The following is a 26461-nucleotide window of genomic DNA, read 5'->3' on the forward strand; positions in this document are numbered from 1 at the left end:
CTAAAAATAGACCCTCTCTGCCCACCGGCAGGCGTAGGGTTAAGAAAAGGTACTAACAGAGCACAACCGGAGACCCCATGTCACAGACGCAAAACCCCACCAACCCCTGGGGAACGCCAGAGCGTATCCAGCTCATGAACGAAGCGGGTGAGACTACCCCCCACACCAGCTTCTCAGCCTACGCCGACGAACTCACCGGCGAAGACCTCAAAGACATGTACCGTACCATGGCTCTGACCCGCCGCTTCTGCGACGAAATGACCTCCCTGCAACGCCAGGGGCAGCTGGCCCTCTGGGTGCCCTCCCGTGGGCAGGAAGCTGCCCAGGTGGCGTCCGCACGGGCCCTTGCCGCCAACGACTACATCTTCCCCTCCTACCGCGACCACGGGGTGCTTCTCGAACGCGGCATCACCCCCGAAGAAATCACCCCCCTCTTTAGGGGGTCAGGCACCCTGGGCTGGGACGCCAAAAAACACAACGTACACTCCTACACCCTGGTGCTGGCCGCCCAAGTACTCCATGCCACCGGCTACGCTATGGGGCTGAATCTCGACGCCGAGATTGAAGCTGAAACAGGTGAAGCCCAAACCGGTCAGGGGCAGGCTACCGACCCTACCCAGGACCCCGATAAACCCGCCGTAGCCGTCTACTGTGGTGATGGCTCCACCACCGAAGGCGACGTACACGAATCCATGGTCTTCGCCGCCAGCTACAACGCGCCCGTCCTCTTCTTTGTGCAAAACAACCACTGGGCCATTTCTGTGCCCTTTAGTGTGCAGTCCCGCGTGCCCATCTCAACCCGAGCCGCAGGCTACGGCTTCGAGGGCCTGCGTGTGGACGGCAACGATGTGCTCGCTGTCTACGCCGCCACTCGCTACGCCATGGACAAAATCAGGACGGGGGAGGGGCCCGTACTGATCGAAGCTGAAACCTACCGCCTGGGCCCCCACACCACGGCCGATGATCCCACCAAGTACCGCCCCGAAGACCACGGCGCCACCTACGAGCCGCTCGACCCCATGCTGCGCCTCGAAGCCTACCTACGTTCAACCGGCCAGGCCGATGATGCCTTCTTCGACGACATCGCCGCCTACACTAAAGAGCAGGTGAAGAGCGTCCGCTCCTACGTCCTTGCCAGCGAACCCGAGACCTTCGAAACCTACCTGGACCGCGCCTACGCGGCCCCCCACCAGCAGGTTGAGGACGACCGTTCCTTCTACCGCGCCTACAACGACGGCTTCGAGGAGGACTAAACCATGTCAGAACAGAACCCCCAGCAGGGCACCGAAACCCTCACCCTCGCTAAGGCCATCACCCGGGCCCTGCACGATGAAATGGCCGCCAACCGCAAGGTACTGGCCCTGGGCGAAGACATTGGCAAACTTGGTGGCGTCTACCGCGTGACCGAGGGTCTGCAAAAGACCTTTGGCCCCACCCGCATCATGGACACCCCTCTAGGTGAAGCCGGCATTATCGGAACCTCAATCGGCATGGCCCTGCGCGGCTACCGCCCGGTACCCGAAATCCAGTTCGACGGCTTTGTCTTCCCCGGCTTCAACCAGATCACCTCGCAGCTGGCAAAAATGCACGGACGTACCCACGGCCAGTATCAGGTATCCGTTACCGTCCGTATTCCCTACGGTGGCATGATCGGCTCGGTAGAGCACCACTCGGAGTCACCTGAGGCCCTCTTCACCCACACCCCGGGCCTGCGCGTGGTGACTCCCTCGTCCCCCCACGATGCCTACTGGATGCTCCGCAAGGCTATTGCCCACCCCGACCCCGTCATCTACTTTGAGCCCAAGCGCCGCTACTGGATGAAGGGGGAAGTCAACTTTGAAGACACCGATTTTGACCCCTTTACCGCGCAAGTGGTGCGAGAGGGCGACGACCTGACCATCGCCACCTACGGCCCGCTGGTTCCGGTGGCCCTGGCCGCCGCCCAGGCCGCAGTCGAGGACGGCCAGTCCATCGAGGTCATCGACCTGCGCTCCCTCTCACCGCTTGATATCCCCACTATCGAGGCTTCGATACAAAAAACCGGGCGTTTGGTCGTGGCCCACGAGGCCCCCACCTTCGGCGGTATCGGCTCAGACATCGCAGCTGCCATCACCGAGCGCTGCTTCTACCACTTAGAGGCCCCCGTTATTCGTGTGGGCGGCTACCACATGCCCTACCCCGTCTCCCGCATCGAAGAAGAGTACGTGCCCGGCATAGACCGCCTGCTCGAAGCCGTCGACCGTTCCCTGGCCTACTAAAGCCCGAAAGGCATACTATGTCACAGATGTTTAACCTGCCCGATGTGGGCGAAGGTCTGACCGAGGCTGAAATTCTCAGCTGGAAGGTAGCCCCCGGCGATACGGTCGAGATCAACGACGTGCTTGTTGAAATCGAGACCGCCAAGTCGGTTGTTGAGCTGCCCTCCCCCTACGGGGGTACCGTGCAGGAGCTCCTGGTCGCAGAGGGGGAGACGGTAGAGGTGGGCACCCCCATCATCGCTATCGCCGGGGAAGGCATCGAAGCTGACGGGGGGATTAGACCTACGGCAGAGCGTCCGGACGCCGCCCCCCGGCAGACCACCCCGGCAGCGGGGGAGCAGGGTGGTGGCAATGCCCTGGTAGGCTCAGGCCCCAAAGCTGACCCCGTCAAGCGCCGGGCTCGTAAGAAAACCACCCCGGCTGCTCTTGCCCCGTCCCAGCCGCCTGTCGCACCTACTAGCGCTGACACGTCCGCCCCGGCACCTATAGCTACCAGCCACGATAGCCGCCGTCAGCTCATCACGGGCTTACCTGCCCGCGCCGGGAAGCTCCTGGGGGAAGGCGGTAAGGGCGTGCTCCGCCGTTTAGGTAACCATGAGCTACCGGCAGAGACCGGAACCAGCGAGGTCCCGCGCCGCCAGCCCCTGGCTAAGCCCCCCGTGCGTAAGGCTGCCCAAGACATGGGCATCGACCTAGCTCAGGTGACCCCCACCGGCGACCAGGGGCAGGTGACCAAGCGAGACCTACTCAACTACGCAGCCCACCTGAGCCTAAGTGAGCAGGCTAACGTCACCGAAACCACCGACCCCACCAGCTTCTGGATTCCGGCTGGCGCTGGCGGCGACCGTATAGAACGTATCAAGGTCAAGGGCGTGCGGAAGGCTACGGCTAAGGCCATGGTTGAATCTGCTTTCAAGGCCCCGCACGTCTCCATCTTCGTGGATGTAGACGCCACCCGCACCATGGAGTTTGTCAAGCGACTTAAAGAATCACCCCAGTTTGAGGGCGTCAAAGTCACCCCGCTATTAATTCTGGCCAAGGCCGTCATCTGGGCAACCGCCCGTACCCCGCAGGTCAACGCCACCTGGACAGACTCCGAGATTCAGATTAAGCACTTCATAAACCTCGGCATCGCCGCAGCTACCCCGCGCGGCCTGATGGTCCCCAACATCAAGGACGCCCAGACTATGAACCTGCGCGAGCTGGCGCTCGCCCTCAATAATCTGACCACCCGGGCCCGCGAGGGGAAAACTCAGCCCGCCGAAATGCAGCAGGGCACCATGACTATCACCAACATCGGCTCTCTGGGCATTGACACCGGAACCCCGATTATCAACCCCGGTGAGGCCGCCATCATTGCCTTCGGCACCATCAAGCAGAAGCCCTGGGTCGTAGAAGGCGAAGTGATTCCCCGCTGGGTCACAACCCTGGGCGGATCCTTTGACCACCGTGTGCTCGACGGCGATCTCTCCGCTAAGTTCCTGGCAGATGTCGCTTCGATTCTCGAAGAACCGGCCCTGCTCCTGGATATGTAAAAGAGCCGGAAAAGCACAAGGCCCGGGCACTCAAAGAGCGCCCGGGCCTTGCAGCACACGGTAACCTCGCTGGCCCCGCTGGAAGTTCAACCTGATGGCTAAAAACCAATGGAACAAGTGTGAACATAGTGAGGCTCCCGCCGGTTAGGGCGGGAGCCTCACAACGCCAAGGTACGAAACCTGGAGCATAATCCGAATTATCTCCCCCAAGAAATCCGAATCTATGGGCGCTGAGCCCACATAGGTTCAGGTCTCGTAGGTTACCTTATGCCCTTGAAGTGCCTCCCCTTATAATCTCTGGGTCAGTCCCCCAACGTCGCCAGAACACCGAGTCCCCCGACTCAATGCAAGAAGCATTCAAGGTACTTAAATTTTAGCTGAGCCCAGCAGCCGCTGTATGTCCTCATATAGGGCGACACTAGGGCATAAGCTGTGGGCAGTAGCCTGGCTGCTTCCCTCAAAATGCCCACAAGACTGCCCCACCAAAGGTGGAATCTCCAGACTATGTAAGCCCTAGAAACGCTCAATCACACCGGTCTGCGAAATCTCAATGGCGCTAGGCTCTTCGTCCTCTGAGTTGCCGTCATGCACCAGCATCACGGCGGTCTGGTCGTCGGCAGGGAAGGCACGCACCGTGATAGTACCGCCTGACGCGTTATCAAAAAGATCGACCGTGCACTGGGTAAGGGCCAGCGAGACACGGGAAGGTAGGGCCGAGCCGCGCTCGTCCAGAATATCGACCTTGACCCCGCGCTGGCGGGCCAGCCAGGCGGCGTCCAGAATCTCCTTGTTCACGATGTAGCGGCCACGAATCGTATCGCGCAGCTGGGCCTCTGTGAAGCGGAATTCGTCCATCTCGGTGCGGGTCACCGGTGACTCGTTATAGGCGATACGGTGCAGCATATCCTCGGTCAGGGCCCGGACCTCTTGCACACGTTGGGTGGCAATAGCGCCCATATCGGCCTCTTCGGCGCGCCCGGCATCCGCGATAATGCGCATACCGCGGGCCTGCCTGGTCTTAGAGACCGCCTGCTCAATCTGCTTGGGCACAATCATGCTCACCAGCATGAGCAGGAAGGGGATGGCGAACTCGGTAGAGAGGGTCAGGCGAGTATCGAAATAGTTGGTGTGCCAACTCAGCACCAGCACCACAAAGCCACAAAAGAAGAGCCAGCCGAAGAAGGTATGGCGGCGCAGAACCAGCCCCGCAGCCAGCAGGGTGTAGGCCATGAGGGGCCAGGAGAGATTGGAGAAGGTAATCGAGTGGCTGATGGCACTCAGGGTGGTATCGACCGAGTTGAGGGTGAGCACCATGATGATGGGCATCATGACGTCGGGCAGAGCCAGGCGCTTGGTGGGCAGGAAGACCGGCAGCGCCGCTAACGCGTAGAGACTCAGCAGGATAGCCCAGTGGGGGGCCCGGGTGACGGTATAGTGGTCGTACCAGAAGAAGAAAGACCCCAGAATCAGCAGGGTGACGGTGCCCAGAATGAGGGTGAGGATGCGGGAGCGGTAGTACTTAGCCAGCATTGGGTTCCTCGTGGGGCCACTGGACGACGACGCGGGTGCCCTTCTCGGGGGCGGAGGTAATGGTGACCATACCGCCGGCGTCCTCCATGGAGCGAATCATCGATACGCGCACGCCCAGGCGGCGGAAGTCGATGTCGCTCATTGAAAAGCCCTGGCCCTTATCGGAAATGGTACACAGAATGTAGGGGCGTACCTCGTCGGCGCGGGTGGAGTTGTAGGGGCGGCGCATCTCGGTGCGAATCGAGATCTGGGTGGTACGGGTGCCCGAGTGGCGGGCCGAGTTTGACACTGCCTCGGTCACAGCATGGGCGAAGGCCCTAGCTGCGGTGTAGGGCAGGGTTGAGTCGGGGCTGGCCAGCGGGTGTTTTTCGATGGAGTCGGAGACAAAGCGCAGGCGCTGGTTCCATGGTTCTACGCCCTCGGCAATCTGCTCGGTCAGGGCCTGGAAGGTGATAGGGCGCTGGGGCTGGGATTTAAGGGCCTCTTCTTCGAGCACGCCGATGGCGCGGCGGGCCAGCAGGCGGGTGCGCTGGGGTAGTTCACCGGGGTGGCGGCTGGCGTCGAGCAGGGCTGCCATGACGTTATCGTGCACCAGCTTGTCGAAGTCCTGCAGCTCCTTGGCGTAGTCGCGGGAGCGGTTGAGTAGAAGCTGGGCAGAGAGAGTCTCGTAGTAGGTCTTATCTGATTCGCGGACGGCGTTCAGGGCAAAGCGGGCCAGACCAGCGAGTAGAGCACAACAGAAGCCTAAATAGGCAACTCGAATAAGGAGCTCTGTGCCATCGAGCGGGGCTCCTGTGAGCAGGTGAGCTGTCACGGAGCTAGCCACCAGCAGCACCGGGAAAACGACGCTGTGAATGATGCTCTCGCGCGGGCTCTCTTCGAAGACCGGCACCAGCATGGCGTAGATGCCAAAGAGCCAGGACCAGGGGATAGCTGAATTCTCAGCCCCCTCGGTGAAGGGCCACAGGATGTAGGAACCGTAGGCGATGACCAGCATAAAGCTGACCACCTTGGCGGAGACTTCCTTGCGGATGCCGTTGAACATGAGCAGGGCTGCGTGGGCCACCAGTAGGGGGATAATCGCCAGATACCAGTAGGAATCGCCGCCACGAATCTCGGAGATATTGGCAAGTGACTGGCAGAGCAGGCCCACCGCAACCAGAGAGTAGATGATTTCCAGGGTGCAGTAGAGGCCGAAGGAGCTCGGGCCCATCAGGCGCTGCTGCCCGGTAGTGAGCGAGAGCGACTTGAAGGAGAAAGAACGGATGCGGTCCGCCCGCGACGGTTGTAGCGCGTGGGCTAGGTCCCGGGAGGCGCCGCCGACGGTGGTAGACAGGGCTCGTCCTTAGGTCTTCGCTTCTTAGAGGTTGCGGTCTGCGGTGGAGGTATCTTCCATGGAGTCCACCAGACCATCTTCGATGGCACGAATACGCAGGTCAATCTTGGTGGGGGCGGGGCGCCCTACACGGGCGTACTTCTCGCGGATGCGGTCGATATTGGTCTTAACAGCGGACTGCTTGATACCCATGCGGCGGGCTACCTGCACCTGGGCGAAGCCCGAGGCGTAGAGACGCAGGGTTTCCTGCTCGCGGGGTGAGAGGTTAGCACGGGAGAACTCGTGATCACCGTCGATTGCTGCTGCTAGTTCCTTGGTGACAACGGCCCTACCCTCGGCAATGTTCTTGGCCTCTGCCAGAGCATGTTCCAGGGGCTCTGACTTACGCACCAGGCCCAGGGCACCAGCCTTGAGGGCCTCACGAATCAGGCCGGGATTCTCGCCGATGCTGAAGATGAGTACCTTGATACCTGCGCGCTGCAAGATATCGACGTTTTCTGAGGGGCGGGACTTATCTTGCAGAGAAAGGTCAAGGAGTACGACATCGCAGTCGCGCTTGAGCTTGCCCAGGTCTGCTGAGGAAGGATCGGAAAGGCTGCGGCCCAGGGCGACCAGCAGGTCGGCTGCGGTGGGGGCAGCGGCAACCAGCTCAATTTCGCTCGCGCCTGCTGCGACAGCTCGCATGCCCTCACGGACAACTTCGTGGTCATCGACAATGCCTACGCGTACTACGCTCATATTCCCTACTTACCTCGTGTGCTGGTGCAACCTTCACCTGCGGGTGGTGGCTGCTCGGCGGTTGCCCTGTAACTGGAGTGCGGTGAGCAGACTGGGGTGTTTTTTCTTACGAAAATATTTTACAGGCAAAGTGTGATTCGTGGGCTGAACTGTGGGTGCTGTGACGCGCCTTCACGCCTGCTAGCTGGCGCGGGCGTCCGCACCGGTCAGAGTGCGGTGGTAGCGCAGGCCAAGCCCGCCCCCGGCGAGGGCTGCAAGAAGAGCCAGGACGCCGGCCGCCAGGGCGGTGAGGGCACCGATTGCCACATCTGGGGATAGTAGCGGTTGCAGGGCGTAGCTGGGGGTCAGCGGGTGGGCTAGCTGGTCTGTGGCCCAGGTGAGAAGCGTGGCAAGCAGGCTGCCGAGGGCACTGACCGCCAGGACGCCCACAGCCTGCTTACCGGGGGCAAGGGCTGTCATGCGCGTAGCAGCGTAGCCGCCAAGCCCGAAGGCAAGGGAGAGAACAAGCGCGACCGTGATGAGCCAGGGCAGGGCCTGGGCGCGGCTAGCGGGTGCAGTGACCGCCAGAACCGTCTCGGTCAGGCCGCTGTAGGTAGATACTCCCAGCAGTCCCATGAGAGTTCGAGCTAGGGCCAGGCCCCCGGTGGTCAAACCGTAGGCAACCAGCGCACCACAGAAAGCTGGAATGAACTGAACCCGCTTCAGCGCGGACGCCGTCGCACCCAGATTCGCTGCCGGGCGGGCGGACGCCGGTACCGCCCGCAGAGGCTGGGCAGGAGTTGTCGGTTCAGCAGAATAAACCTGCTGCGTGGGCTGGGGTTGTACCTGGGGCGGTGCGGTCTGCTGGTGGTTCTGCTCTGCGGGCGGGACGCGCTGGTAGCGGGTAGCCGAGACCCCGGCGTCCGCAGGGGTGGACGCCGGGGTGCTGTCAGCGTCCTGCCCGAAGGTACGCGGGTCGAGCACCCGGGTGGGGTCGGAGTCCTCAAAGACTGCGTCCCACTCATCAAAATCACGGCGGTTTTTAGGCTGGTCGGTCACCGGCAGCGCCCCTTTCTACAAAAAATACTTACGCCAGCCCCAGAGCCTGGGGGCTGTACTGGTGGACCGGGTCGGTGGGGCGCTCATCGGCATTCACATACTTGATAACCCGTGCAGGGTTGCCGACAGCCACAGCGTTGGCCGGAACATCCTTGGTCACCACGGCTCCGGCCCCAATCACGGCGTTCTCGCCCACGGTGATGCCGGGGCAGAGGATAGCTCCGCCACCGATCCAGACGTTGCGCTCCACCGTAATGGGCAGACCTCCCTCCCATAGGGCCTCACGGTCTACCGGATTCAGCGGGTGAGTGGGGGTTAAGAACTGTACGTTGGGGCCCACCAGGACGGCATCGCCAAAGGTAATGGGGGCAACGTCCAGAAAAACACAGCCAAAGTTAAAGAAACACCCCGCACCGATATGGGTGTTCACTCCATAATCAAAGGAGACCGCAGGGCGAACCATCGACCCCTCACCAAGCGACCCCACAATCTGGGCCAGCACTTCCTGCTTGCGGCTATCGCGGGCCCGGTACAGTCGGGTGTACTCCTCAACCAGCTCCACCACACGGTAATGGGTATCGGCACACTCCTGGTCGGGGCGGTAGGCAAAGCCCGCCGTCATCTGTTCAAAGACGCTCTTGCCGGCGCGCAGTTCATCCCAGTTCGTCATGCTAGCTCCCATACATCAGGGTCATTAGAGCAATAATCGCCCAGACCAACCCCGATTGCAATGAGACCGGCAATAATCATGCGCTTGTTAATCTCTCGCATGAGCCTCCGGAATTCTTCGGGGCTAATATCGTCATTTCTACGTCGAGCCATACCCCTAAGTATGTCAGCTTCACCGCCCCTATGGCACAATCGTGTGTATGCAGTCAGCCGAAAATTCACCCCAGACCGACACCGACTTCCCCTTGGCCCACCGCCCCTGGGTCAAGAACTACAGGTCAGAAAGCAACAGAGACGTTGCCCTACCTGAAACCTCACTCAGCCACCTCATGGCAGAAGCAGTGCGTACCGTACCGCAGAAAATCGCCCTCGAATTCTTCGGCTCCACCACCACCTACGGTGAACTGGGCGACCAAATCCTGCGCGTTGCCGAAGGCCTGCGCAAAGCCGGCATCCAGCACGGCGACCGCGTCGCCCTGGTTCTCCCTAACTGCCCCCAGCACATCGTGGCCTTCTACGCGATCCTGCGCCTGGGCGCTGTAGTAGTAGAACACAACCCCCTCTACACCTCCGCCGAACTACGCCACATGTTCGAAGACCACGGCGCGAAAGCAGCCATCGTCTGGGACAAAATCGCAGATAATATCACCTCCCTGCCCACCGACATCCGCCCCAAGAACATCTACGCGGTCAACATGATCGAAGAAATGCCCTTCACCATGCGCACCGCCCTCAAACTGCCCATCGGCAAGCTCAAAGAATCCCGCGAAAAACTTGAAGGCACCGCCCGCGGCACCACCCCCTGGCGCCAGTTCATGAAGAACCAGCCCCTAGCCGCCAACCACCACCGCCCTACCGCCCACGACCTGGCACTACTGCAATACACCTCGGGTACCACCGGCCTGCCCAAGGGCGTCATGCTCACCCACCGCAACCTCGAATCAAACGGCCGCATGGGTGAAGAGTGGATCCAGCCCGGCAACGACGAGGTCATCTACGCCGTCCTGCCCCTCTTCCACGCCTACGGCATGACCCTGGGGCAGACCATCGCGGCAGTGTGTAAGGCACGCCTGGTGCTCTTCCCCACCGTAGACATGGACCTGATCTTCCGGGCCATGAAGCGCACTACCCCCACCATTTTGCCCGCAGTTCCCCCGGTCTACCGCCGCATGCTTGATGAGGCCAAGAAACGCAACGTCTCTTTGCAGGGTATCCGTTATGCTGTCTCTGGTGCTATGCATCTGCCCACCGAACTCGTCGCAGAATGGGAAGAAGCCACCGGGGGCCTGCTCGTAGAGGGCTACGGCCTCTCAGAATGCTCCCCCCTCGTCTCCTGCAACCCACTGAACTCCAGCCGCCAAGCCGGTTCCATTGGCGTGCCCTTCCCCTCAACAGATATCCGCGTGGTCAACCCAGACACTCTCGAAGATGTACCTGACGGCGCCGAAGGTGAACTGCTGGTACGCGGCCCCCAGGTCATGCGCGGCTACTGGAAGCGCGGCGAAGACACCAGCAAGACTCTGCTCCCCGGAGGCTGGCTACGCACCGGCGACATTGTGCGCCTGGACCACGAATACTTCATCGAAATCGTCGACCGCATCAAGGAAGTCATTATCACCGGCGGCTTCAACGTCTCACCCACCGAGGTTGAAAACGTACTCAAACAGCACGACTCGGTAGCGGACTGCGCCGTTGTTGGCCTGCCCGATGGCTCAGGCGGTGAAAAGGTTACCGCGGCAATCATCCCTGCCGAGGGCCACGCCATCGACCCCGAAGAGCTCAAACAGCACTGCTACGAGCGCCTGACCCGCTACAAGGTGCCCAAGAACTACTACGAGGTCGAGGAGCTGCCCCGCTCCATGCTGGGCAAGACCCTGCGCCGTAAGGTGCGCGAAAGCCTCGAAGCTAAGTACAGCAAAGCTTAGCCAAAATATTAGGTTTAGCAGGCTCACACTCGCTACCGACCCTCTCGCCGGTTCGCTTCGCTCACAAGGCGATTCACGCCAGCCGCCGAGCCAGCAGCTTCGCTGTGAGCCTGCTAAACCTATGAGTAAAAGCTCAACATACAAGAGCTAACCTCGTAGCACGCCCTGCAGGGAGCCGTCCGGCCCCAGCAGGGCGTAGCTGTGTGTGTCCTGCGCTAGGCCAAGGGCAGCAGCGGGGACGCCGGTGGCAGCCCGGGCCGCTTCTGCCAGGGGAATCCCGAAAGCGACAGCTTGCTCTACTGCCCGCGCCAGGGTGAGCGTGCTGCCGGCAATCGTCTCGGTGCCCTTGATCCGGGCAACGGAATCCTGCACCTCTACCGCTAAAGAACCTAGCCGGTAGGGGCCGTCCGCGCACCCGGCGGCAGCCATCGCGTCCGTCACCAGGGCTACCCGACCGGGGGCAAGCGAGAAGGCCGCCCGCACCATAGGTCCGTGCACATGAACCCCATCGCAAATAAGCTCCAGGGTCACGTGCGGGCTATCAGCTGCGGCGGCAACCGGGCCGGGCTGGCGATGGTGTAGAGGGCGCATGGCGTTGTAGGTGTGGGTCAGCAGAGAGGCACCCTCATCGAAAGCGGCCTTGGCCTGTTCATAGGTGGCGTCCGTATGCCCTACAGCAACCCGGATACCCAGCTCCATACAGCGCCGCAGAGTAGCTAGGCCGGGGTCGGTCTCGGGAGCCAGAGTGATCTGTAGGAGCTTACCTTCAGAGGCATCCCAGAGCTGTTCAAGGGCGTCGGGCGTGGGCACCTTGAGAGTCTCGGGGGCGTGGGCACCCTTGTGGGCGGGAGAGATAAAGGGCCCCTCAGCGTGAAACCCGTGCAGGGCGGCCTGCCCCGGCACCTGCCGACCTATCAAGGGGAGCAGAGCCTTCATGGTGGCCTGCATCTGCTCCAGGGGATTAGAGACCAGGGACGCTACCAGGGCGGACGTCCCCGCCTGCCCGTGCACGCGCAGGGCGGCAGCTACATTGGGGGCATCCTCAAAAGCTGTGCCGCCCCCGCCATGGCAATGAATATCGGTAAATCCCGGGGCTAGGACCCAGCCTCCCGCATCGCGCACCTCAGCCTGGGCCAGCTGGTCGGCACCTAGCTGCTGCTTCCAGGTTTCACCCTCACCGGCAGCCAGCAGGTGCTCGCCTTCTACTAGGGCCCAGCCGGTGGAGGTGGCCGGTGAGGTGAGTCGGGTCAGGGAATGAAAAAGAAAAGTGCGCGGCATAGGGGGCCCCTTATCAATACGTCATATTGTTGTGCTGGTGGGTATTTATACATATATTTTCGTACTATATTCTTATGGAAATAATTATATGTGATTCAAAGGACCAAGCGGGAGCTTATGCTGCCTCCCTTATCGCTATGGTGACCGAGCGAAATAATCAGCGCGGGGCCTCAACCGTGTGGGGGGTGGCAACCGGTTCGTCACCCGAGAGCACCTATGAGCATCTTGCTGCCCGGGTCCAAGCTGGTCTCGATGTGAGCGCTGTGAGCGCCTTTGCTCTCGATGAGTATGTGGGTCTTGATCCTGCCCACCCGGAGTCCTACCACAGTGTCATTGATGACCAGGTGGTACAGAAGGTGGGCCTGAGTGCCGAGCGGGTGCATGTGCTCAATGGTATGGCCGAAGATATTCCGGCTGAGTGCGCCGCCTACGAGGCCGCCATGAAGGACGAAGGTGGAGTTGACGTGCAGATACTCGGTATAGGCGCCAACGGGCATATAGGCTTCAATGAGCCTGGGTCCTCCCTGGCATCTCGCACCCGCATCAAGACTCTGGCTCCCAAGACCGTGGCAGATAATGCCCGCTTCTTCAATGGTGATACCTCAAAGGTGCCGGTTCACTGCCTCACTCAGGGTATCGGTACCATCATGGAGGCCCGCAAAATCGTGCTGGTAGCGGACGGCGAGAACAAGGCTGCGGCAATTGCCGGCATGGCAGAGGGGCCCATTACGGCCTCCTGCCCAGGTTCGATTCTGCAGCTGCACCCCGATGTCACGGTGGTTATCGATGAAGCTGCTGCGTCTCAGCTAAAAAATGCAGAATATTATCGTTTTGCTCAAAGCAATATCCCCTTCTTCCAGAAGCCGGAAAATATTGGGTCATAAAAATATATAAAATTAGGGCGGGGTTGATAAATGTGACCCCGCCCCATTTTTATCTTGAGTTAGTTATTTTCAGGTTTTTTGATAGGTAAGGCGGAGCAGGCTCGCAGCGAGCGTGAGCCTGCGAAGCCTTTCTGTTATTGAGTCATTGCCTCTTTAAACCAACCCGTAATAGAAATGGGGTGGGTGATGGCGGTGCCGACGACGACGGCGTGGGCGCCAGCATCGAGAGCAGCTCGGGCCTGGGCGGGGGTGTGTACGCGTCCTTCTGCGATGAGGGGACGACCAAGGTTACGGGCAGCGATGGCTTCGAGGAGTTCCAGGTCGGGGCCGTCAGTTTTGGGGCGGGCGCCGGTGTAGCCTGCCAGGGTGGTACCGATGAAGTCGGCTCCGGCGTCAGCGGCTGCGAGGGCCGAATCGAGGGAGTCACAGTCTGCCATGACCAGGGCGTTTGACCCCTCATGAACCCCCCGCACAACCTCAGCCAGGCTCAGCCCATCAGGCCGGTCGCGCAGGGTACCGTCGAGGGCTACGATGTGGGCTCCTGCCTGGGCAATGGCGAGGGCGTGGTGCAGGGTAGGGGTGATGAAGATGCCGTCGTGGCCGTCCTTCCAAAGCCCGATGACGGGCACCTCCACGGCAGTGCGGGTGAACTGGATATCTGCTAGACCTTGTACGCGTACGGCGGCTGCCCCACCGAGGACAGCGGAGGCGGCGACCTGGCCGGTAGTTCGTGGGTCGCGCATGGGTTCGCCGGGGTAGGCCTGGGCAGAGACGATGAGCTGGCCTGCGAGGAGGTCGGTGAGCTGATCGGGAGTGAACACGGTGTTTTCCTAGCGGGTGACGAAGTCGGGGATGAGGGTGGCGGCTCCGAGTAGGGGTGCGTCGGAGCCGAGGGTGGCGCGGGCAATGGTGGTCTCGGTAGCCTGCCCCAGGGCGGCGCCGAGATAGGCGGTAGCCATGTCGTTCCACCAGCGTTTGCCGAGGTTAATTACACCCCCGGAGACGACGATGAGGTGGGGGTCGAGGATGTTGGCTAGGTCTCCGAGGGCGATACCGGCGGCGCGGGCTCCAAGGGCGATGGCGTCACAGGCGATAGGGTCACCTGCATCGGCCAGGTGTTCGAGGTCGAAGAGGTTGGCGGCGGGGCTTTCGCCGCCGAGGCGGTGGTAGCTGGAGACGATGCCGGTGCCAGAGGCAACGGCTTCTACATGGCCTGTTCCGCCGCAGGTGCAGGTGATGCCGACGGCCCAGGGTGAGGAGAAATGGCCCACGTGCCCGGCTAGGGAATGGGCCCCTCTCATCTGGGTACCACCGCTGATGTAGGATCCGCCAACGCCGGTACCGAAGGCTACCATGAGGCTGGTTTCGGCGGTGGAAGTGGCACCCTGCCAGGCTTCGCCCAGGGCGTGGGCGTGGACGTCATTGACGGCGTAGGCCGGGAGACCGGTACGGTCGGTGACGATGGCTGCCAGCGGGGTGCCACTCCAATCGTGGATGAGGTTGGCCGCGGTGATGACCTGCCCTTCTTCACCGATGACGCCTGCGGATCCGATACCGATGCCGGCGGGCTGGTAGCCGCGGCTGCGGGCCAGCTCGGCGAGGTCGGCTAAGGCGGACGCGGTGTGCTCGGCGAGTTTGATTCCTCCGGCCTGGGCCTGGGTGGGGATTTTATCCCGGTGCAGGACGTCGCCGGTGGGGGAGATGATGCCGAGGGCGGTTTTGGTGCCGCCAAGATCTGCGGTGAGTGCTACGGGCTGGTGGGTCATGAGGGCGTCCCTTTCTCAGGTGGAGGGGCTAGATGAGCCCGACTGATTCGACGATAGAGCGGATACGCTGGGTTTCGGTGTCGCCGAGGGTTTCCATGGGCTGGGACATGGTGTTGGAGTCAAGAACTCCCATGACCTGCAGGGCTGTTTTGAAGGCGCCAAGGCCTGCTGCGCCGCCGGAGACGCTGGGGGTTTCGACAAAGACGATGTTGAAGAGTTTAGCCAGGCGGTCCTGTTCAGTGCGGGCGGTTTCCCAGTCGCCTGCGCGGGCGGCTTCGTAGAGGCGCTTGTAGCCTGCGGGATCAACGTTGCCGAGGCCCGGGACCAGTCCTGCGGCGCCTGAGAGCATGGCGCCGTCGCAGACAACTTCGTGGCCGGTGAAGGCGGCGAAGCCGTCGATGTCGCGGGTAGCGAGGGCGAGCTGGCGGAAGGAGACGTCGTCACCGGATGAGTCTTTAACGCCCGCAATGACGCCCTCGCGGGCTAGCTTGGTGAGCAGGGGCAGGGGGAGCTTCTGCTTGGTGCGAACCGGTACGTCGTAGGCGAAGACGGGGACGTCGACGGCATCGGCGATGGCGCGGAAGTGGTGTTCTTCTTCGAAGGCATTGTCGATGGCGTAGAACTGGCTGGTAACTACGATGGCCTCACCGCCGATGGTCAGCAGACGCTTGGCTTCGTCGATGACACGGGCGGTGGTCATATCGTTGATACCAACGATGAGGGGGACCCGGCCTGCGATGGCGTCCACGCAGGTTGTGAGCACAGTTTCGCGTTCTTCGTTGGTCAGGTAGAGCACCTCAGATGAGGAGCCCAGGGCGAAGATACCGTCTACTCCACTGTCGATGAGATAGTCAATGAGGCGGCGCAGGGAGGGAAGGTCGAGGGCACCATCTGCGGTGCGGGGAGTGAGTAGGGGCGGGATGACGCCGGAGAAAACGGGAACGGTCATAGGGTGTTCTCCTTGAAGGGGTTGGGGCGGCGCGGTACTCGGCGGTGAGCTGCGCCGCCCGGGTGGCTAGTTTAGACGTGGAGCAGGGTGGGGGCTGCCCCGAGCAGGGTGCGGGTGTAGTCCTGGCTGGGGGTGTCGAAGACCTGCTCGGCGCTGCCTTCTTCGACAATCTTTCCCTTATTCATCACGCAGATACGGTCGGAGACGTAGCGGACGGTTTGAATATCGTGGGAGATGAAGACCATGCCGAGGAAGAGTTCTTCCTTGAGGTCTGAGAGCAGGTTGAGCACCTGGGCACGGACGGAGACATCGAGGGCGCTGGTGGGTTCGTCGGCTACAATCACTTTGGGTTCCAGGGCCAGGGCGCGGGCGATGGCGACGCGCTGGCGCTGGCCGCCAGAGATCTGGGAGGGGAGGGCGTCCGCTGCTGAGGTGGGCAGGCCCACCAGGTGCAGGAGCTCACGGACGCGGCGGTCGCGCCCGGCCTTATCACCGATGCCGTGTACATCCAGGGGGTCCTTGAGGATGTCTTGCACGGTCATACGGGGATTGAGGGCGGTGGAGGGGTCCTGGAAGACGATGGAGACGTCCGAACCGAATTCCTTACGCAGGGCGGCATTGCGTTTGAGGGCGCTCTTGCCCTTGAAGAGCACGTCGCCCCCGGTGGGCTTTTGCAGCCCCACGATGACGGAGGCCAGGGTGGACTTGCCACAGCCTGATTCGCCAACCAGGCCGATGGTTTCGCCGCGGCGGATGTCCAGGTTTACCCCGTCCACAGCTTTGACAATATTGGGTTTGAAGATACCGCCGGTGCGGGCCCGGTAGTGTACCTGCACGTCTTTGAGCTCGATGATGGGTTCGCTGACGCGGCGGACGGCGGCGCGGCCGGTGGTGTTGAGCAGGTTTTCTGCTACGGGGGTCACAGGCTGGGTGTTCATGCTGTCTCCTGTGAAGTAGTGGCGGGGGCCAGGTGGGAGGCCCAGTGGTGGTCGGTATCGCCGGGGACGGGGGTGAAGACCAGCTTCTGTTCGGGGTCAGCACCGGGGCGTTGGGAGCGGGGGGCGAAGCGGTCGCCGGTGGCGAAGTCGGAGGGGGAGGGTACGGTGCCGGGAATCTGGTAGAGACGTTCGGAGCCGGACTCGATGGAGAGCACGGAGCCGAGTAGACCTCGGGTGTATTCGTGCATGGGGTTGGTCAGGAGCTGGCTGGTGGAGCCTGCCTCTACAATCTGACCGGCGTACATGACCGAGATACGGTGGGCCACCTGGGCTACCAGGGCCAGGTCGTGCGATACGAAGATCATGGCGAAGCCCAACTGCTCCCGCAGTTCGTTGAGGAGCTTGATCACTTCGGCCTGCACGGTGACGTCCAGGGCGGTGGTGGGCTCATCGGCAATAACCAGCTTGGGGGAGCGGGAGAGGGCCATGGCAATCAGGACGCGCTGACGCTGACCACCGGAGAGCTCGTGGGGGTAGGAGGCCAGGGTACGCTCGGGGTCGAGCTTGACCAAGCGCAGGAGCTCTTCGGGGCTCTTGCGACCGCCACGGCGGGTTAGCTGCTTCATCTGGTCCTTGATGAGCATGGAGGGGTTCAGGGAGCTGAGGGCATCCTGGTAGACCATGGAAATCACGGAGCCACGCAGCTTCTGGAACTCGGCTTCTGAGGCCCCTACCAGTTCCTGGCCTTCAAAGAGCACGGAGCCGGTAATCTTGGCCTTTTTATCGAGCAGGCCGATGATGGCCAGGGAGGTAATGGATTTACCGGAACCTGATTCACCGACCAGGCCCATAGTCTGGCCCTCGGTAACGGTGAAGGAGACACGGTCGACCACGGGGGTATCGCCGAAGCGTTCGGGGAAGTAGATGGAGAGGTCCTTGACTTCCAGAATGACGCGTGCGGACGCGTCCGCCTGTAGGCGATCGGTACGGCGGTTTTCTGCGCTCTTGAGTTCCTCCAGCACCCCTGCCAGGTTGGCTGCGGCGACGGCGTCCCTCTCGGTTGCCGGGCGGGAGCCGGCGTGCTTGACGGACTCACCCCAGGGGGCTGCGTCCTGCTCCTGGGCCTCGGGGGAGGCAGCTGCGATGGACTTGTCATCTGCGGTAGAGGGCGCTGCGGTGAGGGCACCAACGGTGGTGCCAGCAACCACGGAGGAGTCGTCGATCTTAACCTTACGGCGCAGCTTGGGGTTGACCATAGCGTCGGTCATGCCCTCAGAGAGTACGTTGAGGGCCAGGACGGTCAGCAGGATGATAGCACCTGCGAAGGTGGTGGCCCACCAGCCCCCTGCCAATACCAGGGCGCGGCCGTCGGCGATGACGTTACCCCAGGAGGGGTTAGGTGGGCGTACACCGGCGGAGAGGAAGCTGAGGGAGGCTTCGAGGATGATAGCGTCGGCGACCATAACCGTGGCGAATACCAACACGGGGGCGATGGTGTTGCGGACCACGTGCTTGAGCAGGATGTAGAAGCGAGGTGCTCCCATGACGCGCTCAGCGCGGACGTAGTCTTCGTCCCAGGTGGCTAGCACCTGGGCACGGACCACACGGGCTAGCTGCGGGGTGTAGACCACGGCGATGGTGAAGATGATGGTTCCGATCGAGTTGCCCAGGGAGGCCAGCAGGACGGCTGCTAGGGCGATGCCGGGGAAGGCCATGAGCACATCCATGACGCGCATAATCAGTTCGGAGACGAATTTGGAGCTGGTGGCTGCCAGGGCGCCGAGAATACCGCCCATGATGAGGGCTAGAGCCACAGCGCCCAGGCCGACCTGTAGGGAGGCGCGGGCACCGTACATGAGACGGGAGAGGATGTCTCGGCCCTGACGGTCGGTACCGAAGAGGTACTCGGAGTTGGGGGCCCCGATGGGGGCACCGGTGGAGGCCAGCGGGTCGTGGGGTGCTAGCCAGGGTGCAAAAATCGCAACCAGGGCGATGACTGCGATGAAGCTGAGGGCGACTTTAGAGCCGGTGGGGAGCGCCCTGAATCGGATGCCTGGCGCTGAGAGGCGTTCTGCTAGTCCGCTACGCATGGTTAGACGCTCCTGATACGGGGGTTGATGAGTAGGTAGAGTAGGTCAACGATGATGTTGACGAGAACGAAGGTGACGGCGATGGTGAGCACGACGCCCTGAACCAGGTTGATGTCGTTACCGGTGATGCCGATGAAAATGAGGTTGCCCATGCCGTTGAGGGAGAAGATCATTTCGATGACCACAGCACCGCCGAGCAGGTAGCCGATGCGCAGGCCGAGCACGGTGACCGGGGTGATGAGGGCGTTGCGCAGCACGTTCTTGGTGATGACCTCGCGGCGGGGTACGCCGTTGCCGATGGCGGTGCGCACGTAGTCCTTGTCGAGTTCTTCAACCATGGAGGTACGGACGGTGCGGGTCAGCGAGGCGCTGACCGGGATAGCGAGGGCCACCGCGGGCAGGAACATGTGCGAGAGCCAGGTGCCAAAGCCGCTCCCGGGAGGGGCGGAGCCGCCGGTGGGGAACCAGCCCAGGCCCAGGGCGAAGTACTGAATCATCAGAATACCCAGCCAGAAGGAGGGGGTTGCGATGGAGGCCATGGAGAGCACGCGGATAATCTGGTCGGGCCAGCGGTCGCGGTAGAGGGCCGCAATGACACCCAGCATCAGGGAGGCCACCGCCGCAATCAGCACGCCCAGGAAGGTCAGCTGCAAGGTGGTGGGGAAGGCTACCTTGATCTGGTCGATAACGGGCTGAGCCGGAGGAGTGGTCATGCCCAGGTCGAATCGGATAAGCCGGGAGAGGAAAGCGAAGTACTGGACGATGAGCGGGTCGTTGAGGCCCCGTGATTCTCGGTAGGCTTCTTTGGCTTCTTCTGAGGCACCTTCACCCAGGGCGATGGTTGCCGGGTCGCCGGGGGTGAATTGCAGGATGACGAAGACCAAGATGGTGACGCCCAGAATCATGATGGGCAGGGCGATAAGGCGCCTGCCGAGCAGTCTGAGAAAGTTTGACACGGGTCTGGCTCCCTAAAGTTTTTAGGACGGAGACGGGGCGGCTCGGGGGTGTGATGGGCTGCCCCGGTGGGGTAAGAGGTCTTGTGCGGGCTCGGCACCTGCCCAAGCGTGGGCGGGCAGGTGCCGAGTGGGGTGTGAAAAGGGGATGTGATGTGTGGAAATGGGATTACCTTTTCACGGGGTACCGGGTAAACCAGCTGGGGGAGGCCGGTGCCGGTGGAACCACCTAGGCCTGGGTTGTACCCACATTCTGGAAGGACAGGCCGGTGGTGGGAATGGGGGCGAAGTCGGTGAGGGTATCAGCCGACCAGGCGGTAGGCAGCTTGCGGTGGAAGAGGGGGTAGAGGGGGACATTCTCTGCCACGATGTCGAAGACGCCCTTCCAATCGGGGCTTTCAGATGCGACGGCTTCAGCCATGGCCTCCTGCAGCTGGGTGTATTCGGCGGTGGTTGACCAGCGGAAGCGCTTCTCGGGCCAGGTGGCACCGCGGTACCACCAGGAGAGCAGCAGGTCGGGATCGTTGCCGAAGACGGAGGGGTCGCCGGGGGCCAAGACGACGTCGAAGTCACCGGTGTCGACATAGTCGGAGTAGAGGGAGGAACTCTGGGAGTCCTGCAGGTTGACCTCGATACCGGCGTCCTTCAGGGATTCCTGAACCAGCTGGGAGCACTGCTTGACCCAGTCATGGTCAGTGGTGCGCAGGGTGATGGAGAGATTCTCGACCCCGGCGTCCTTGAGCAGCTGCTGGGCCTTGGCCTTGTCGTAGCTGTAGACGGTGGAGGCCTCAGTGTAGTTGGGGTGCTCCTCGTGCAGGAATGAGGTGGCTGCGGTAGCGTTGCCCAGCAGGCCGGTGGAGATAACCTTCTCGATGTCGATGGCGTAGAAGAGGGCCTGGCGAACTTCCTTCTTGTCGAAGGGGGCCTTGGCACAGTTGAACATCATGAAGAGCAGACCGAAGGACTGAACCGACTCAGCAGTAACACCGTTGGTGTTCTCCAGAACGGGAAGGCTGTCGTAGGGTACGGACTCGATAGCCTGGACGCGCTGGGAGCTCATGGCGGTAACGCGGGCTGAGGACTCTACCAGAATCAGCCACTTCATGTTCTTGGCCAGGGCAGGGCGGGGGCCGTTGTAGTCGTCGAAGTGCTCAAAGGCGATGTGATCGCCCTTGGTAGCAGAAACGAACTTGTAGGGGCCTGAGCCGATGGGGTGGGCACCGAAAGCTTCGATGTCGTCGCTAGCTGAGGCGGGCATGATGTTGACCAGGGCGATACGGTCAGCGAAGAGGGGGAAGGGCTGGTTGAGCTTGAACTCTACGGTGGCATCGTCAACAGCGGTGACGGTGTCGATGAAGTAGAGGAACTGGCTGAAGAGCGATTCTTCTGAGGTGTAGAGCTCGAAGGTTTTGACGACGTCTGCTGCGGTGACAGCTGCACCGTCGTGGAACTTAGCGCCCTCACGCAGGGAGACGCGGTAGGTGGTTTCGTCCACAACTTCGGGGTCGCCAGTAGCCAGGGCGTTGTAGCGCTCGCGGGTGGCTGGGTCGAGGCCGTAGAGACCTTCGAAGATGTGCATGTTGGCGGCGAAGGGGGCGGCGCCTGATGCCTGTGAGGGGTCGAAAGTGGTTGAGACGTCGTAGGCGATGGCGGCGGTGATGGTGCCGTCGTTGTTGGCACCTGCGGCGCTGCCGCTTGCGGACGAGTCGGTGGTAGTTGATGAGTTACCGCAGGCTGCGATGGAGGCGGCGAAGGCGGTGGCTGCGCTGATACCGCCGGCGATCTTGAAGAAGCCGCGGCGTGAGGTGTCAAATTCCTTGACGCGGGTGAGCTGTGACATCGATGTCTCACTCCTTTAGGGGCTGCGCTCCTGGGACGGAGCGGGAGGTTGTCTAACTAAAGTGGAGGTAGGACGTCCTACCTATATACTGTATAGTAGTGACGAACGTCTAATTTGGTCAAGCAGAAGATGTAAGAATCGGTAGTATGAACCACCACGACTCATTCACCAGCCCCCGATTAGAACGGCCCGTGCCCGCTTTCTTGCACCGGGCGTCCCCCCTCAGCGCTGCCCAAAAACGCCAGCTGCAACTACAACATGACATCATCGACCTCATCTTCCAACGGCAGCTGGGCCAGGGGGACCCCCTGCCCACCGAACAAGAGCTCATCGACGAGCTCGGGGTGGGTCGCAATTCGATCCGCGAGGCCCTCAAGGTGCTTGAAGCTCTCGGCATCGTTGAGGTGCGCCACGGCTTTGGCACCTTCGTGGGCGGGAACGCCCTGACCTCGATGGTGCGAGCTCTTGGCTTCCGAGGGCAGTTGGCCCTCTACCACGGCGGCCAAGAAGCCCTGGAACTTGTTGAAGTGCGAGAAGCCCTAGAAGTCGGTTTGTTACGCTCGGTCATTCCCGTGATAACCCAAGAACAGCTCTCCCGCGTCAAAGAAGCCTACGATGCTATGGAAGCTAGCGTGCACCAGGGAACCTGGTTGGCAGAACACGACCAGCGCTTCCATGCGGCAATCTTTGAGCCCCTGGGCAATGAATTGCTATCCCGGCTCCTGGATGTCTTCTGGCAGGTTTATGACACCATCGCCGGGGTGCTCGACACTGTCGCCCCCCTCGACGAAGGGCAGACTTGCACCCTGCTTGAAGCCCACCGCAAACTTTACGAGGCCATCAGCGATAAGGACGCGGACGCCGCCACCACGCTCATGCGGGAGCACTTTGTGGGCATTCGGGAGCGTCTTACCTCCTGGCAGGCCAACTGGCTCGCAGAAAATAAGGGTTAGGCCGACCGTCCTTTTGTGACGTTTTATGACGCCGTAACTTTTTGTTGCGGTCACACACGTGACATATGACCCAAAAAGAAGCCGCATGAGGGAGTGGCGGCGCCACAGTGTTCTAATAGAAGAGGCGTCTAGCCTAGACACCCGAAACCACATCAGCACACAGCGCTAGAGACGGTGCCGCTGAACCGTGGCCGCACACACCACTATTTCTCAACAGAAAGATTCATAGCCGTGAAGAAATTTGTTGCCACTCTGGCTCTCGTACCCCTCGCATTCGGTCTTGCAGCCTGCGGCTCATCCTCCAGCGACGACGTCGTCAAAATCGGCGTAGTAGGCACCGACCCCTCCAACGACAAGCTCGTAGAGGTTGCAAAGGCAGAGGGAATCAACATCGAAATCGTTGAATTCTCCGACTACACCCAGCCCAACCCCGCCCTGAGCTCCGGCGAAATCGACCTCAACTGGTTCCAGCACATCGCCTACCTCTCCAACTACAACGTAGAAGCAAACGACGACCTGCAGATTGTAGGCCCCACCGTTATCTACCCCATGGCGCTGTTCTCCAACAAGCACGACTCCATCTCAGCCCTGCCCCAGGGTGCTGAAATCGCCATCCCCAACGACACCGTCAACGAAGCCCGTGCCCTGCTGCTGCTCGAAGCAAACGGCCTGGTCTCCTTCACCTCAGAAACCACCAGCCCCACCGTTGACGACCTCGACACCGCAGCCTCCAAGGTTACCGTCACCCCCGTCGACGCAGCCCAGACCGTGCTCGCCCTCGAATCCGTTGACGGCTCCGTCATCAACAACGACTTCCTCAAGGACGCCGGCCTGAACCCCAAGGACGCCCTGGCCCAGGACGACCCTGCTAACGAGTCAGCCCGCCCCTACGTCAACCTCTTCGTCTCCACCGCCGATAACGCCGACAACGAGACCTACAAGAAGATCGTAGAGCTCTACCACACCGAAGAAGTACAGGCCGTGGTACAGGAAGACACCCAGGGCACCGCAGTTGAAGTCACCACCGACGTCTCCGAACTGCGCTCCACCCTGGCCACCCTCGAAGAGCAGAAGCGCAACGGCTAAAACACTAGGCAGAGCTCACCCTTGAGCTAGCTCACGCACCCCAACAGCGGCAGCCAACTGCGGTAGGCTAGACACTTCGGCCCCGTCCGGTGCCCAGCTCTAGCCCCGCAAAGGCTGCCGCTGTGCGCATACCCCCAGCAGGTGCGTCCGCCCACAGTCACCGCAAGACCCCAACCGAAGAAGAAGACATGACCGAACAGCGACTACAGCCAACCGGGCCCCAGCCCATGGTCGTGCTGAACAACGTGACCAAAGAGTTCAAGGTCGGCAAAAAAACCGTCACCGCCGTCAACGGTGTAGACCTCACCATCACCAAGGGTGAAATCTTCGCCATCATCGGCTACTCCGGTGCCGGTAAATCAACTCTGGTGCGCCTGATTAACGGCCTAGAAGCCATCACCACAGGATCACTCACCGTCGATGGCTTTGAAATCGCCGGTAAGCGCGAATCGCAGCTGCGCCAGGTGCGCACCAACATCGGCATGATCTTCCAGCAGTTCAACCTCATGAACTCCCGCACCGTCGCCGGTAACGTCGAATTCCCGCTCATCATCGCGGGCTGGGACAAGGCCAAGCGAGCCGAACGCGTCGCCGAACTGCTCGACTTCGTAGGGCTCGCCGACAAGGCCAAAAACTACCCCGACCAGCTCTCCGGCGGTCAGAAGCAGCGCGTCGGTATCGCCCGTGCCCTTGCCACCTCACCCTCCCTGCTGCTGGCCGACGAATCCACCAGCGCCCTGGACCCCGAAACCACCGCTGAAGTGCTCGACCTGCTCAAAAAGGTCAACGCCGAGCTGGGCATCACCGTCATCGTCATTACTCACGAAATGGACGTCGTCTCGACCATCGCCGACCGCGTAGCCGTCATGGAAAACGGCCGAGTCGTCGAATCAGGCAACGTCTACGACGTCTTCTCCAACCCCCAAACAGAGGTCGCCCGCCGCTTCGTCGGAACCACCGTCAAGTCCCTACCCGTAGGCGACGAAGCCGCCGACCTCAAAGCCCGCCACAAGGGCTACCTCATCAACATCGAAATCACCGAAGGCAACAACGGCATCGGCAAGGTACTCTCCTACCTGGGCTCCCGCAACGTCTCCTTCAACATCGTGCAGGGCGGCCTCGAAACCCTGCAGGGCAAGAGCTACGGCAACCTCACCCTCGAACTGCTCGGTGACGTCACTAGCCTCGACGCCGTGGTCGCTGAACTCAAGACCGTCACCCGCGTGCAGGAGGTACGCTAACCGTGGACTCAACCTTCGTCACCGACAAACTCATCCCCGCCCTCGGCGACACCCTCTACATGGTCTCACTGACCATGCTGGTCGCCGGTGCCCTAGGCATGATCTTCGGTCTGCTGCTCTACACCACCCGCCAGGGCAACATCCTGGCTAACCGCTTCGTCAACATCCTGCTGAACGTCGTGGTCAACGTGGTACGCCCCATCCCCTTCATCATCCTGCTCGCTGCCCTGGGCCCCCTGACCCAGATGGTGGTCGGTACCCGCCTGGGCGTCAACGCAGCCATCTTCGCCATGGTCTTTGGCGCTACCTTCGCTATCGCCCGCATCGTCGAGCAGAACATGGTTTCCATCGACCCCGGTGTTATTGAGGCCGCCCGCGCCATGGGCGCCTCCAAGATGCGCATCCTCTTCACCGTCATGATCCCCGAAGCCCTCGGCCCGCTGATCCTGGGCTACACCTTCCTGGTCATCGGCGTGGTCGACATGTCAGCTATGGCCGGCTACATCGGCGGTGGCGGCCTGGGTAAGGTCGCCCTGGTGGACGGCTACCAGCGCTTCAACGAAGTCATCACCTGGTCGGTTGTCGCCGTCATTATTATTCTGGTGCAGCTCATCCAGCTGGTGGGCAACATGCTGGCCCGCAAGGTCATGCGCCGATAAGGCAGACCGAAGGACGCGCGGATGCGCTTGGAGCCGGCTGGCTGGGGCTGGCATGAATTGCTTGTGAGCGTCAGCGAACCAGCAAGAAGGTTAGCCGGCAAAAGCGCATCCGCGCGTCCTTTTCTGTTATCCCATCGCCTAAAACGGGATAGCTAAGGGCCGGTTCCCGTCGGGAGCCGGCCCTTTTGCTCTCTAATCGTTTTTCTTGCCGCTAATCCAGGACGAGTCGTAGAGCCCACCCACCCCCGGCCCGTTCCCGCCGTTTCGGCCGGTACCGCGCTCAAGCTCCTGCTCGTAGAGGCGCTCAGCAAAATCGGTGGGGCGCATGAGCCGCTCGTCATCCTCATCGTCGTGGTCGGTGAACCGCGAGAGCGCAAAGATACCGTACAGCAGGGCCGCAAAAAGCAGGAAGAAGAAGGCAAGCTCAGCCCACATAATCACGTAGTTACGGCGTAGCTCCGGGGTTGCGTCGCTGTAGATGGCGGGCACCATCAGAAAAGAGGCCACCGCCAGAATCACCGCCACGATAGTGAGGGAGTGCGGTAGCCAGTACCAGCGGCTGCGGGGCCGTTTGCCCCGCTGGCTGTCGGGGCCCGTCCGCGCCGGGTGGGCGGCGTCCGCTGACTCTAGCGGGGCGGACGCCTGCCCCGCCCCCTGCTCCCCTGTGAAGGCTTGGGGCGGGAGGAATTCGCGGTAGTAGGCGCGTTCGTCGTCGCTGAGGTCTTCGAGGCGGCGGCCGTAGCGGGAGGGGCTCGGGTTCTTCTCGGGGTCTGTCACTGCTCGTCCTTGAGAAGT

Annotated in this window: 24 protein-coding genes; 9 read left to right on the forward strand and 15 right to left on the reverse strand. The window is 61.7% G+C overall.

The genetic code is table 11. From position 1 onward, the window contains the following. Positions 1 to 77 precede the first annotated feature (77 nt). The 3 genes from QM007_RS01580 to QM007_RS01590 are packed head-to-tail and all read left to right on the forward strand — an operon-like array spanning position 78 to position 3793. Entirely contained in the window at positions 78 to 1253 is a 1176-nt protein-coding gene (locus QM007_RS01580; RefSeq protein ID WP_283490259.1) for a thiamine pyrophosphate-dependent enzyme, read from the forward strand. A 3-nt stretch (positions 1254 to 1256) separates the two neighbouring features. Further along, a complete protein-coding gene (locus tag QM007_RS01585) occupies positions 1257 to 2258 on the forward strand; it encodes an alpha-ketoacid dehydrogenase subunit beta (RefSeq protein ID WP_283490260.1) in 1002 nt (333 codons plus the stop codon). 17 nt (positions 2259 to 2275) lie between these two features. Then, positions 2276 to 3793 (forward strand): 2-oxo acid dehydrogenase subunit E2, encoded by a 1518-nt coding sequence (locus QM007_RS01590; protein ID WP_283490261.1) that lies wholly within the window; start codon positions 2276 to 2278, stop codon positions 3791 to 3793. Between the two features lie 513 nt (positions 3794 to 4306). On the opposite strand, the gene QM007_RS01595 is transcribed toward QM007_RS01590, so the two are convergent. From QM007_RS01595 to QM007_RS01620, 6 genes are all read right to left on the reverse strand, one after another. After that, positions 4307 to 5323, reverse strand: a complete 1017-nt coding sequence (locus tag QM007_RS01595) for a hypothetical protein (RefSeq protein WP_283490262.1) — start codon at positions 5321 to 5323, stop codon at positions 4307 to 4309. After that, the gene (locus QM007_RS01600; RefSeq protein WP_283490263.1) at positions 5313 to 6536 is read right to left on the reverse strand and encodes an ATP-binding protein; all 1224 of its coding nucleotides are present in this window, start codon (positions 6534 to 6536) and stop codon (positions 5313 to 5315) included. The genes QM007_RS01595 and QM007_RS01600 overlap by 11 nt, the downstream gene beginning before the upstream one ends. Before the next feature lie 147 nt (positions 6537 to 6683). Beyond that, complete coding sequence (locus QM007_RS01605; RefSeq protein WP_237196459.1) at positions 6684 to 7397, reverse strand: response regulator transcription factor; 714 nt, start codon at positions 7395 to 7397, stop codon at positions 6684 to 6686. 180 nt (positions 7398 to 7577) lie between these two features. Beyond that, a complete protein-coding gene (locus QM007_RS01610) occupies positions 7578 to 8435 on the reverse strand; it encodes a hypothetical protein (protein WP_283490264.1) in 858 nt (285 codons plus the stop codon). A gap of 28 nt (positions 8436 to 8463) precedes the next feature. Then, positions 8464 to 9105, reverse strand: coding sequence for a sugar O-acetyltransferase (locus QM007_RS01615; protein WP_283490265.1), 642 nt, complete (start codon positions 9103 to 9105; stop codon positions 8464 to 8466). Continuing rightward, positions 9102 to 9257 (reverse strand): hypothetical protein, encoded by a 156-nt coding sequence (locus QM007_RS01620; RefSeq protein WP_283490266.1) that lies wholly within the window; start codon positions 9255 to 9257, stop codon positions 9102 to 9104. Before QM007_RS01620 ends, QM007_RS01615 begins: the two co-directional genes overlap by 4 nt. A 47-nt stretch (positions 9258 to 9304) precedes the next feature. Here QM007_RS01620 and QM007_RS01625 point away from each other — a divergent pair, with 47 nt between their 5' ends. Next, complete coding sequence (locus QM007_RS01625; protein ID WP_283490267.1) at positions 9305 to 11029, forward strand: long-chain-fatty-acid--CoA ligase; 1725 nt, start codon at positions 9305 to 9307, stop codon at positions 11027 to 11029. Between the two features lie 147 nt (positions 11030 to 11176). On the opposite strand, the gene QM007_RS01630 is transcribed toward QM007_RS01625, so the two are convergent. Continuing rightward, positions 11177 to 12307: an N-acetylglucosamine-6-phosphate deacetylase gene (locus QM007_RS01630; RefSeq protein WP_283490268.1), complete on the reverse strand. Its 1131-nt coding sequence runs from the start codon at positions 12305 to 12307 to the stop codon at positions 11177 to 11179. A 74-nt stretch (positions 12308 to 12381) separates the two neighbouring features. Between QM007_RS01630 and nagB the strand changes: the two genes are divergently transcribed. After that, entirely contained in the window at positions 12382 to 13191 is an 810-nt protein-coding gene (gene nagB, locus QM007_RS01635) for a glucosamine-6-phosphate deaminase (RefSeq protein ID WP_283490269.1), read from the forward strand. A 134-nt stretch (positions 13192 to 13325) separates the two neighbouring features. Here the strand turns inward: nagB and QM007_RS01640 are convergent, their stop codons facing one another. The 7 genes from QM007_RS01640 to QM007_RS01670 form a co-directional block, all read right to left on the reverse strand. Continuing rightward, positions 13326 to 14012, reverse strand: a complete 687-nt coding sequence (locus QM007_RS01640) for an N-acetylmannosamine-6-phosphate 2-epimerase (protein WP_283490270.1) — start codon at positions 14010 to 14012, stop codon at positions 13326 to 13328. Positions 14013 to 14021: 9 nt separating this feature from the next. Beyond that, positions 14022 to 14957 carry an ROK family protein gene (locus tag QM007_RS01645; RefSeq protein ID WP_283490271.1) on the reverse strand — a complete coding sequence of 312 codons (936 nt, stop codon included), beginning with the start codon at positions 14955 to 14957 and terminating at the stop codon, positions 14022 to 14024. 28 nt (positions 14958 to 14985) lie between these two features. After that, on the reverse strand, positions 14986 to 15906 hold the full coding sequence (locus QM007_RS01650; RefSeq protein ID WP_283490272.1) for a dihydrodipicolinate synthase family protein: 921 nt from the start codon (positions 15904 to 15906) through the stop codon (positions 14986 to 14988). A gap of 71 nt (positions 15907 to 15977) precedes the next feature. Beyond that, complete coding sequence (locus tag QM007_RS01655) at positions 15978 to 16844, reverse strand: ATP-binding cassette domain-containing protein (protein ID WP_283490273.1); 867 nt, start codon at positions 16842 to 16844, stop codon at positions 15978 to 15980. Then, positions 16841 to 18934 (reverse strand): dipeptide/oligopeptide/nickel ABC transporter permease/ATP-binding protein, encoded by a 2094-nt coding sequence (locus tag QM007_RS01660; protein WP_283490274.1) that lies wholly within the window; start codon positions 18932 to 18934, stop codon positions 16841 to 16843. The genes QM007_RS01655 and QM007_RS01660 overlap by 4 nt, the downstream gene beginning before the upstream one ends. A gap of 2 nt (positions 18935 to 18936) precedes the next feature. Then, positions 18937 to 19890 (reverse strand): ABC transporter permease, encoded by a 954-nt coding sequence (locus QM007_RS01665; protein WP_283490275.1) that lies wholly within the window; start codon positions 19888 to 19890, stop codon positions 18937 to 18939. 226 nt (positions 19891 to 20116) lie between these two features. Continuing rightward, positions 20117 to 21727 carry an ABC transporter substrate-binding protein gene (locus QM007_RS01670; RefSeq protein WP_283490276.1) on the reverse strand — a complete coding sequence of 537 codons (1611 nt, stop codon included), beginning with the start codon at positions 21725 to 21727 and terminating at the stop codon, positions 20117 to 20119. 146 nt (positions 21728 to 21873) lie between these two features. Between QM007_RS01670 and QM007_RS01675 the strand changes: the two genes are divergently transcribed. The 4 genes from QM007_RS01675 to QM007_RS01690 all read left to right on the forward strand — a co-directional run bounded on the left by QM007_RS01675 (position 21874) and on the right by QM007_RS01690 (position 25666). Beyond that, positions 21874 to 22680: a FadR/GntR family transcriptional regulator gene (locus QM007_RS01675; RefSeq protein ID WP_283490277.1), complete on the forward strand. Its 807-nt coding sequence runs from the start codon at positions 21874 to 21876 to the stop codon at positions 22678 to 22680. A 231-nt stretch (positions 22681 to 22911) separates the two neighbouring features. Further along, positions 22912 to 23766, forward strand: a complete 855-nt coding sequence (locus QM007_RS01680) for a MetQ/NlpA family ABC transporter substrate-binding protein (protein WP_283490278.1) — start codon at positions 22912 to 22914, stop codon at positions 23764 to 23766. Between the two features lie 188 nt (positions 23767 to 23954). Continuing rightward, positions 23955 to 25007: a methionine ABC transporter ATP-binding protein gene (locus tag QM007_RS01685; RefSeq protein WP_502949088.1), complete on the forward strand. Its 1053-nt coding sequence runs from the start codon at positions 23955 to 23957 to the stop codon at positions 25005 to 25007. Between the two features lie 59 nt (positions 25008 to 25066). Continuing rightward, complete coding sequence (locus QM007_RS01690) at positions 25067 to 25666, forward strand: methionine ABC transporter permease (RefSeq protein ID WP_185174719.1); 600 nt, start codon at positions 25067 to 25069, stop codon at positions 25664 to 25666. 192 nt (positions 25667 to 25858) lie between these two features. Here QM007_RS01690 and QM007_RS01695 read toward each other — a convergent pair whose 3' ends face one another. Next, on the reverse strand, positions 25859 to 26443 hold the full coding sequence (locus tag QM007_RS01695) for a hypothetical protein (protein WP_283490279.1): 585 nt from the start codon (positions 26441 to 26443) through the stop codon (positions 25859 to 25861). Positions 26444 to 26461 lie beyond the last annotated feature (18 nt).

Origin of the sequence: Rothia sp. SD9660Na, assembly GCF_030064065.1 — a bacterium.
GTDB lineage: Bacteria > Actinomycetota > Actinomycetes > Actinomycetales > Micrococcaceae > Rothia.

Bases quoted from the DNA above. Each gene is read 5' to 3' on its own strand.
- QM007_RS01580 (WP_283490259.1), top strand. From the start codon at position 78: ATGTCACAGACGCAAAACCCCACCAACCCCTGGGGAACGCCAGAGCGT.
- QM007_RS01585 (WP_283490260.1), top strand. From the start codon at position 1,257: ATGTCAGAACAGAACCCCCAGCAGGGCACCGAAACCCTCACCCTCGCT.
- QM007_RS01590 (WP_283490261.1), top strand. From the start codon at position 2,276: ATGTCACAGATGTTTAACCTGCCCGATGTGGGCGAAGGTCTGACCGAG.
- QM007_RS01595 (WP_283490262.1), bottom strand. From the start codon at position 5,323: ATGCTGGCTAAGTACTACCGCTCCCGCATCCTCACCCTCATTCTGGGC.
- QM007_RS01600 (WP_283490263.1), bottom strand. From the start codon at position 6,536: ATGGGCCCGAGCTCCTTCGGCCTCTACTGCACCCTGGAAATCATCTAC.
- QM007_RS01605 (WP_237196459.1), bottom strand. From the start codon at position 7,397: ATGAGCGTAGTACGCGTAGGCATTGTCGATGACCACGAAGTTGTCCGT.
- QM007_RS01615 (WP_283490265.1), bottom strand. From the start codon at position 9,105: ATGACGAACTGGGATGAACTGCGCGCCGGCAAGAGCGTCTTTGAACAG.
- QM007_RS01620 (WP_283490266.1), bottom strand. From the start codon at position 9,257: ATGGCTCGACGTAGAAATGACGATATTAGCCCCGAAGAATTCCGGAGG.
- QM007_RS01625 (WP_283490267.1), top strand. From the start codon at position 9,305: ATGCAGTCAGCCGAAAATTCACCCCAGACCGACACCGACTTCCCCTTG.
- QM007_RS01630 (WP_283490268.1), bottom strand. From the start codon at position 12,307: ATGCCGCGCACTTTTCTTTTTCATTCCCTGACCCGACTCACCTCACCG.
- nagB (WP_283490269.1), top strand. From the start codon at position 12,382: ATGGAAATAATTATATGTGATTCAAAGGACCAAGCGGGAGCTTATGCT.
- QM007_RS01645 (WP_283490271.1), bottom strand. From the start codon at position 14,957: ATGACCCACCAGCCCGTAGCACTCACCGCAGATCTTGGCGGCACCAAA.
- QM007_RS01650 (WP_283490272.1), bottom strand. From the start codon at position 15,906: ATGACCGTTCCCGTTTTCTCCGGCGTCATCCCGCCCCTACTCACTCCC.
- QM007_RS01655 (WP_283490273.1), bottom strand. From the start codon at position 16,844: ATGAACACCCAGCCTGTGACCCCCGTAGCAGAAAACCTGCTCAACACC.
- QM007_RS01660 (WP_283490274.1), bottom strand. From the start codon at position 18,934: ATGCGTAGCGGACTAGCAGAACGCCTCTCAGCGCCAGGCATCCGATTC.
- QM007_RS01670 (WP_283490276.1), bottom strand. From the start codon at position 21,727: ATGTCACAGCTCACCCGCGTCAAGGAATTTGACACCTCACGCCGCGGC.
- QM007_RS01675 (WP_283490277.1), top strand. From the start codon at position 21,874: ATGAACCACCACGACTCATTCACCAGCCCCCGATTAGAACGGCCCGTG.
- QM007_RS01685 (WP_502949088.1), top strand. From the start codon at position 23,955: ATGACCGAACAGCGACTACAGCCAACCGGGCCCCAGCCCATGGTCGTG.
- QM007_RS01690 (WP_185174719.1), top strand. From the start codon at position 25,067: ATGGTCTCACTGACCATGCTGGTCGCCGGTGCCCTAGGCATGATCTTC.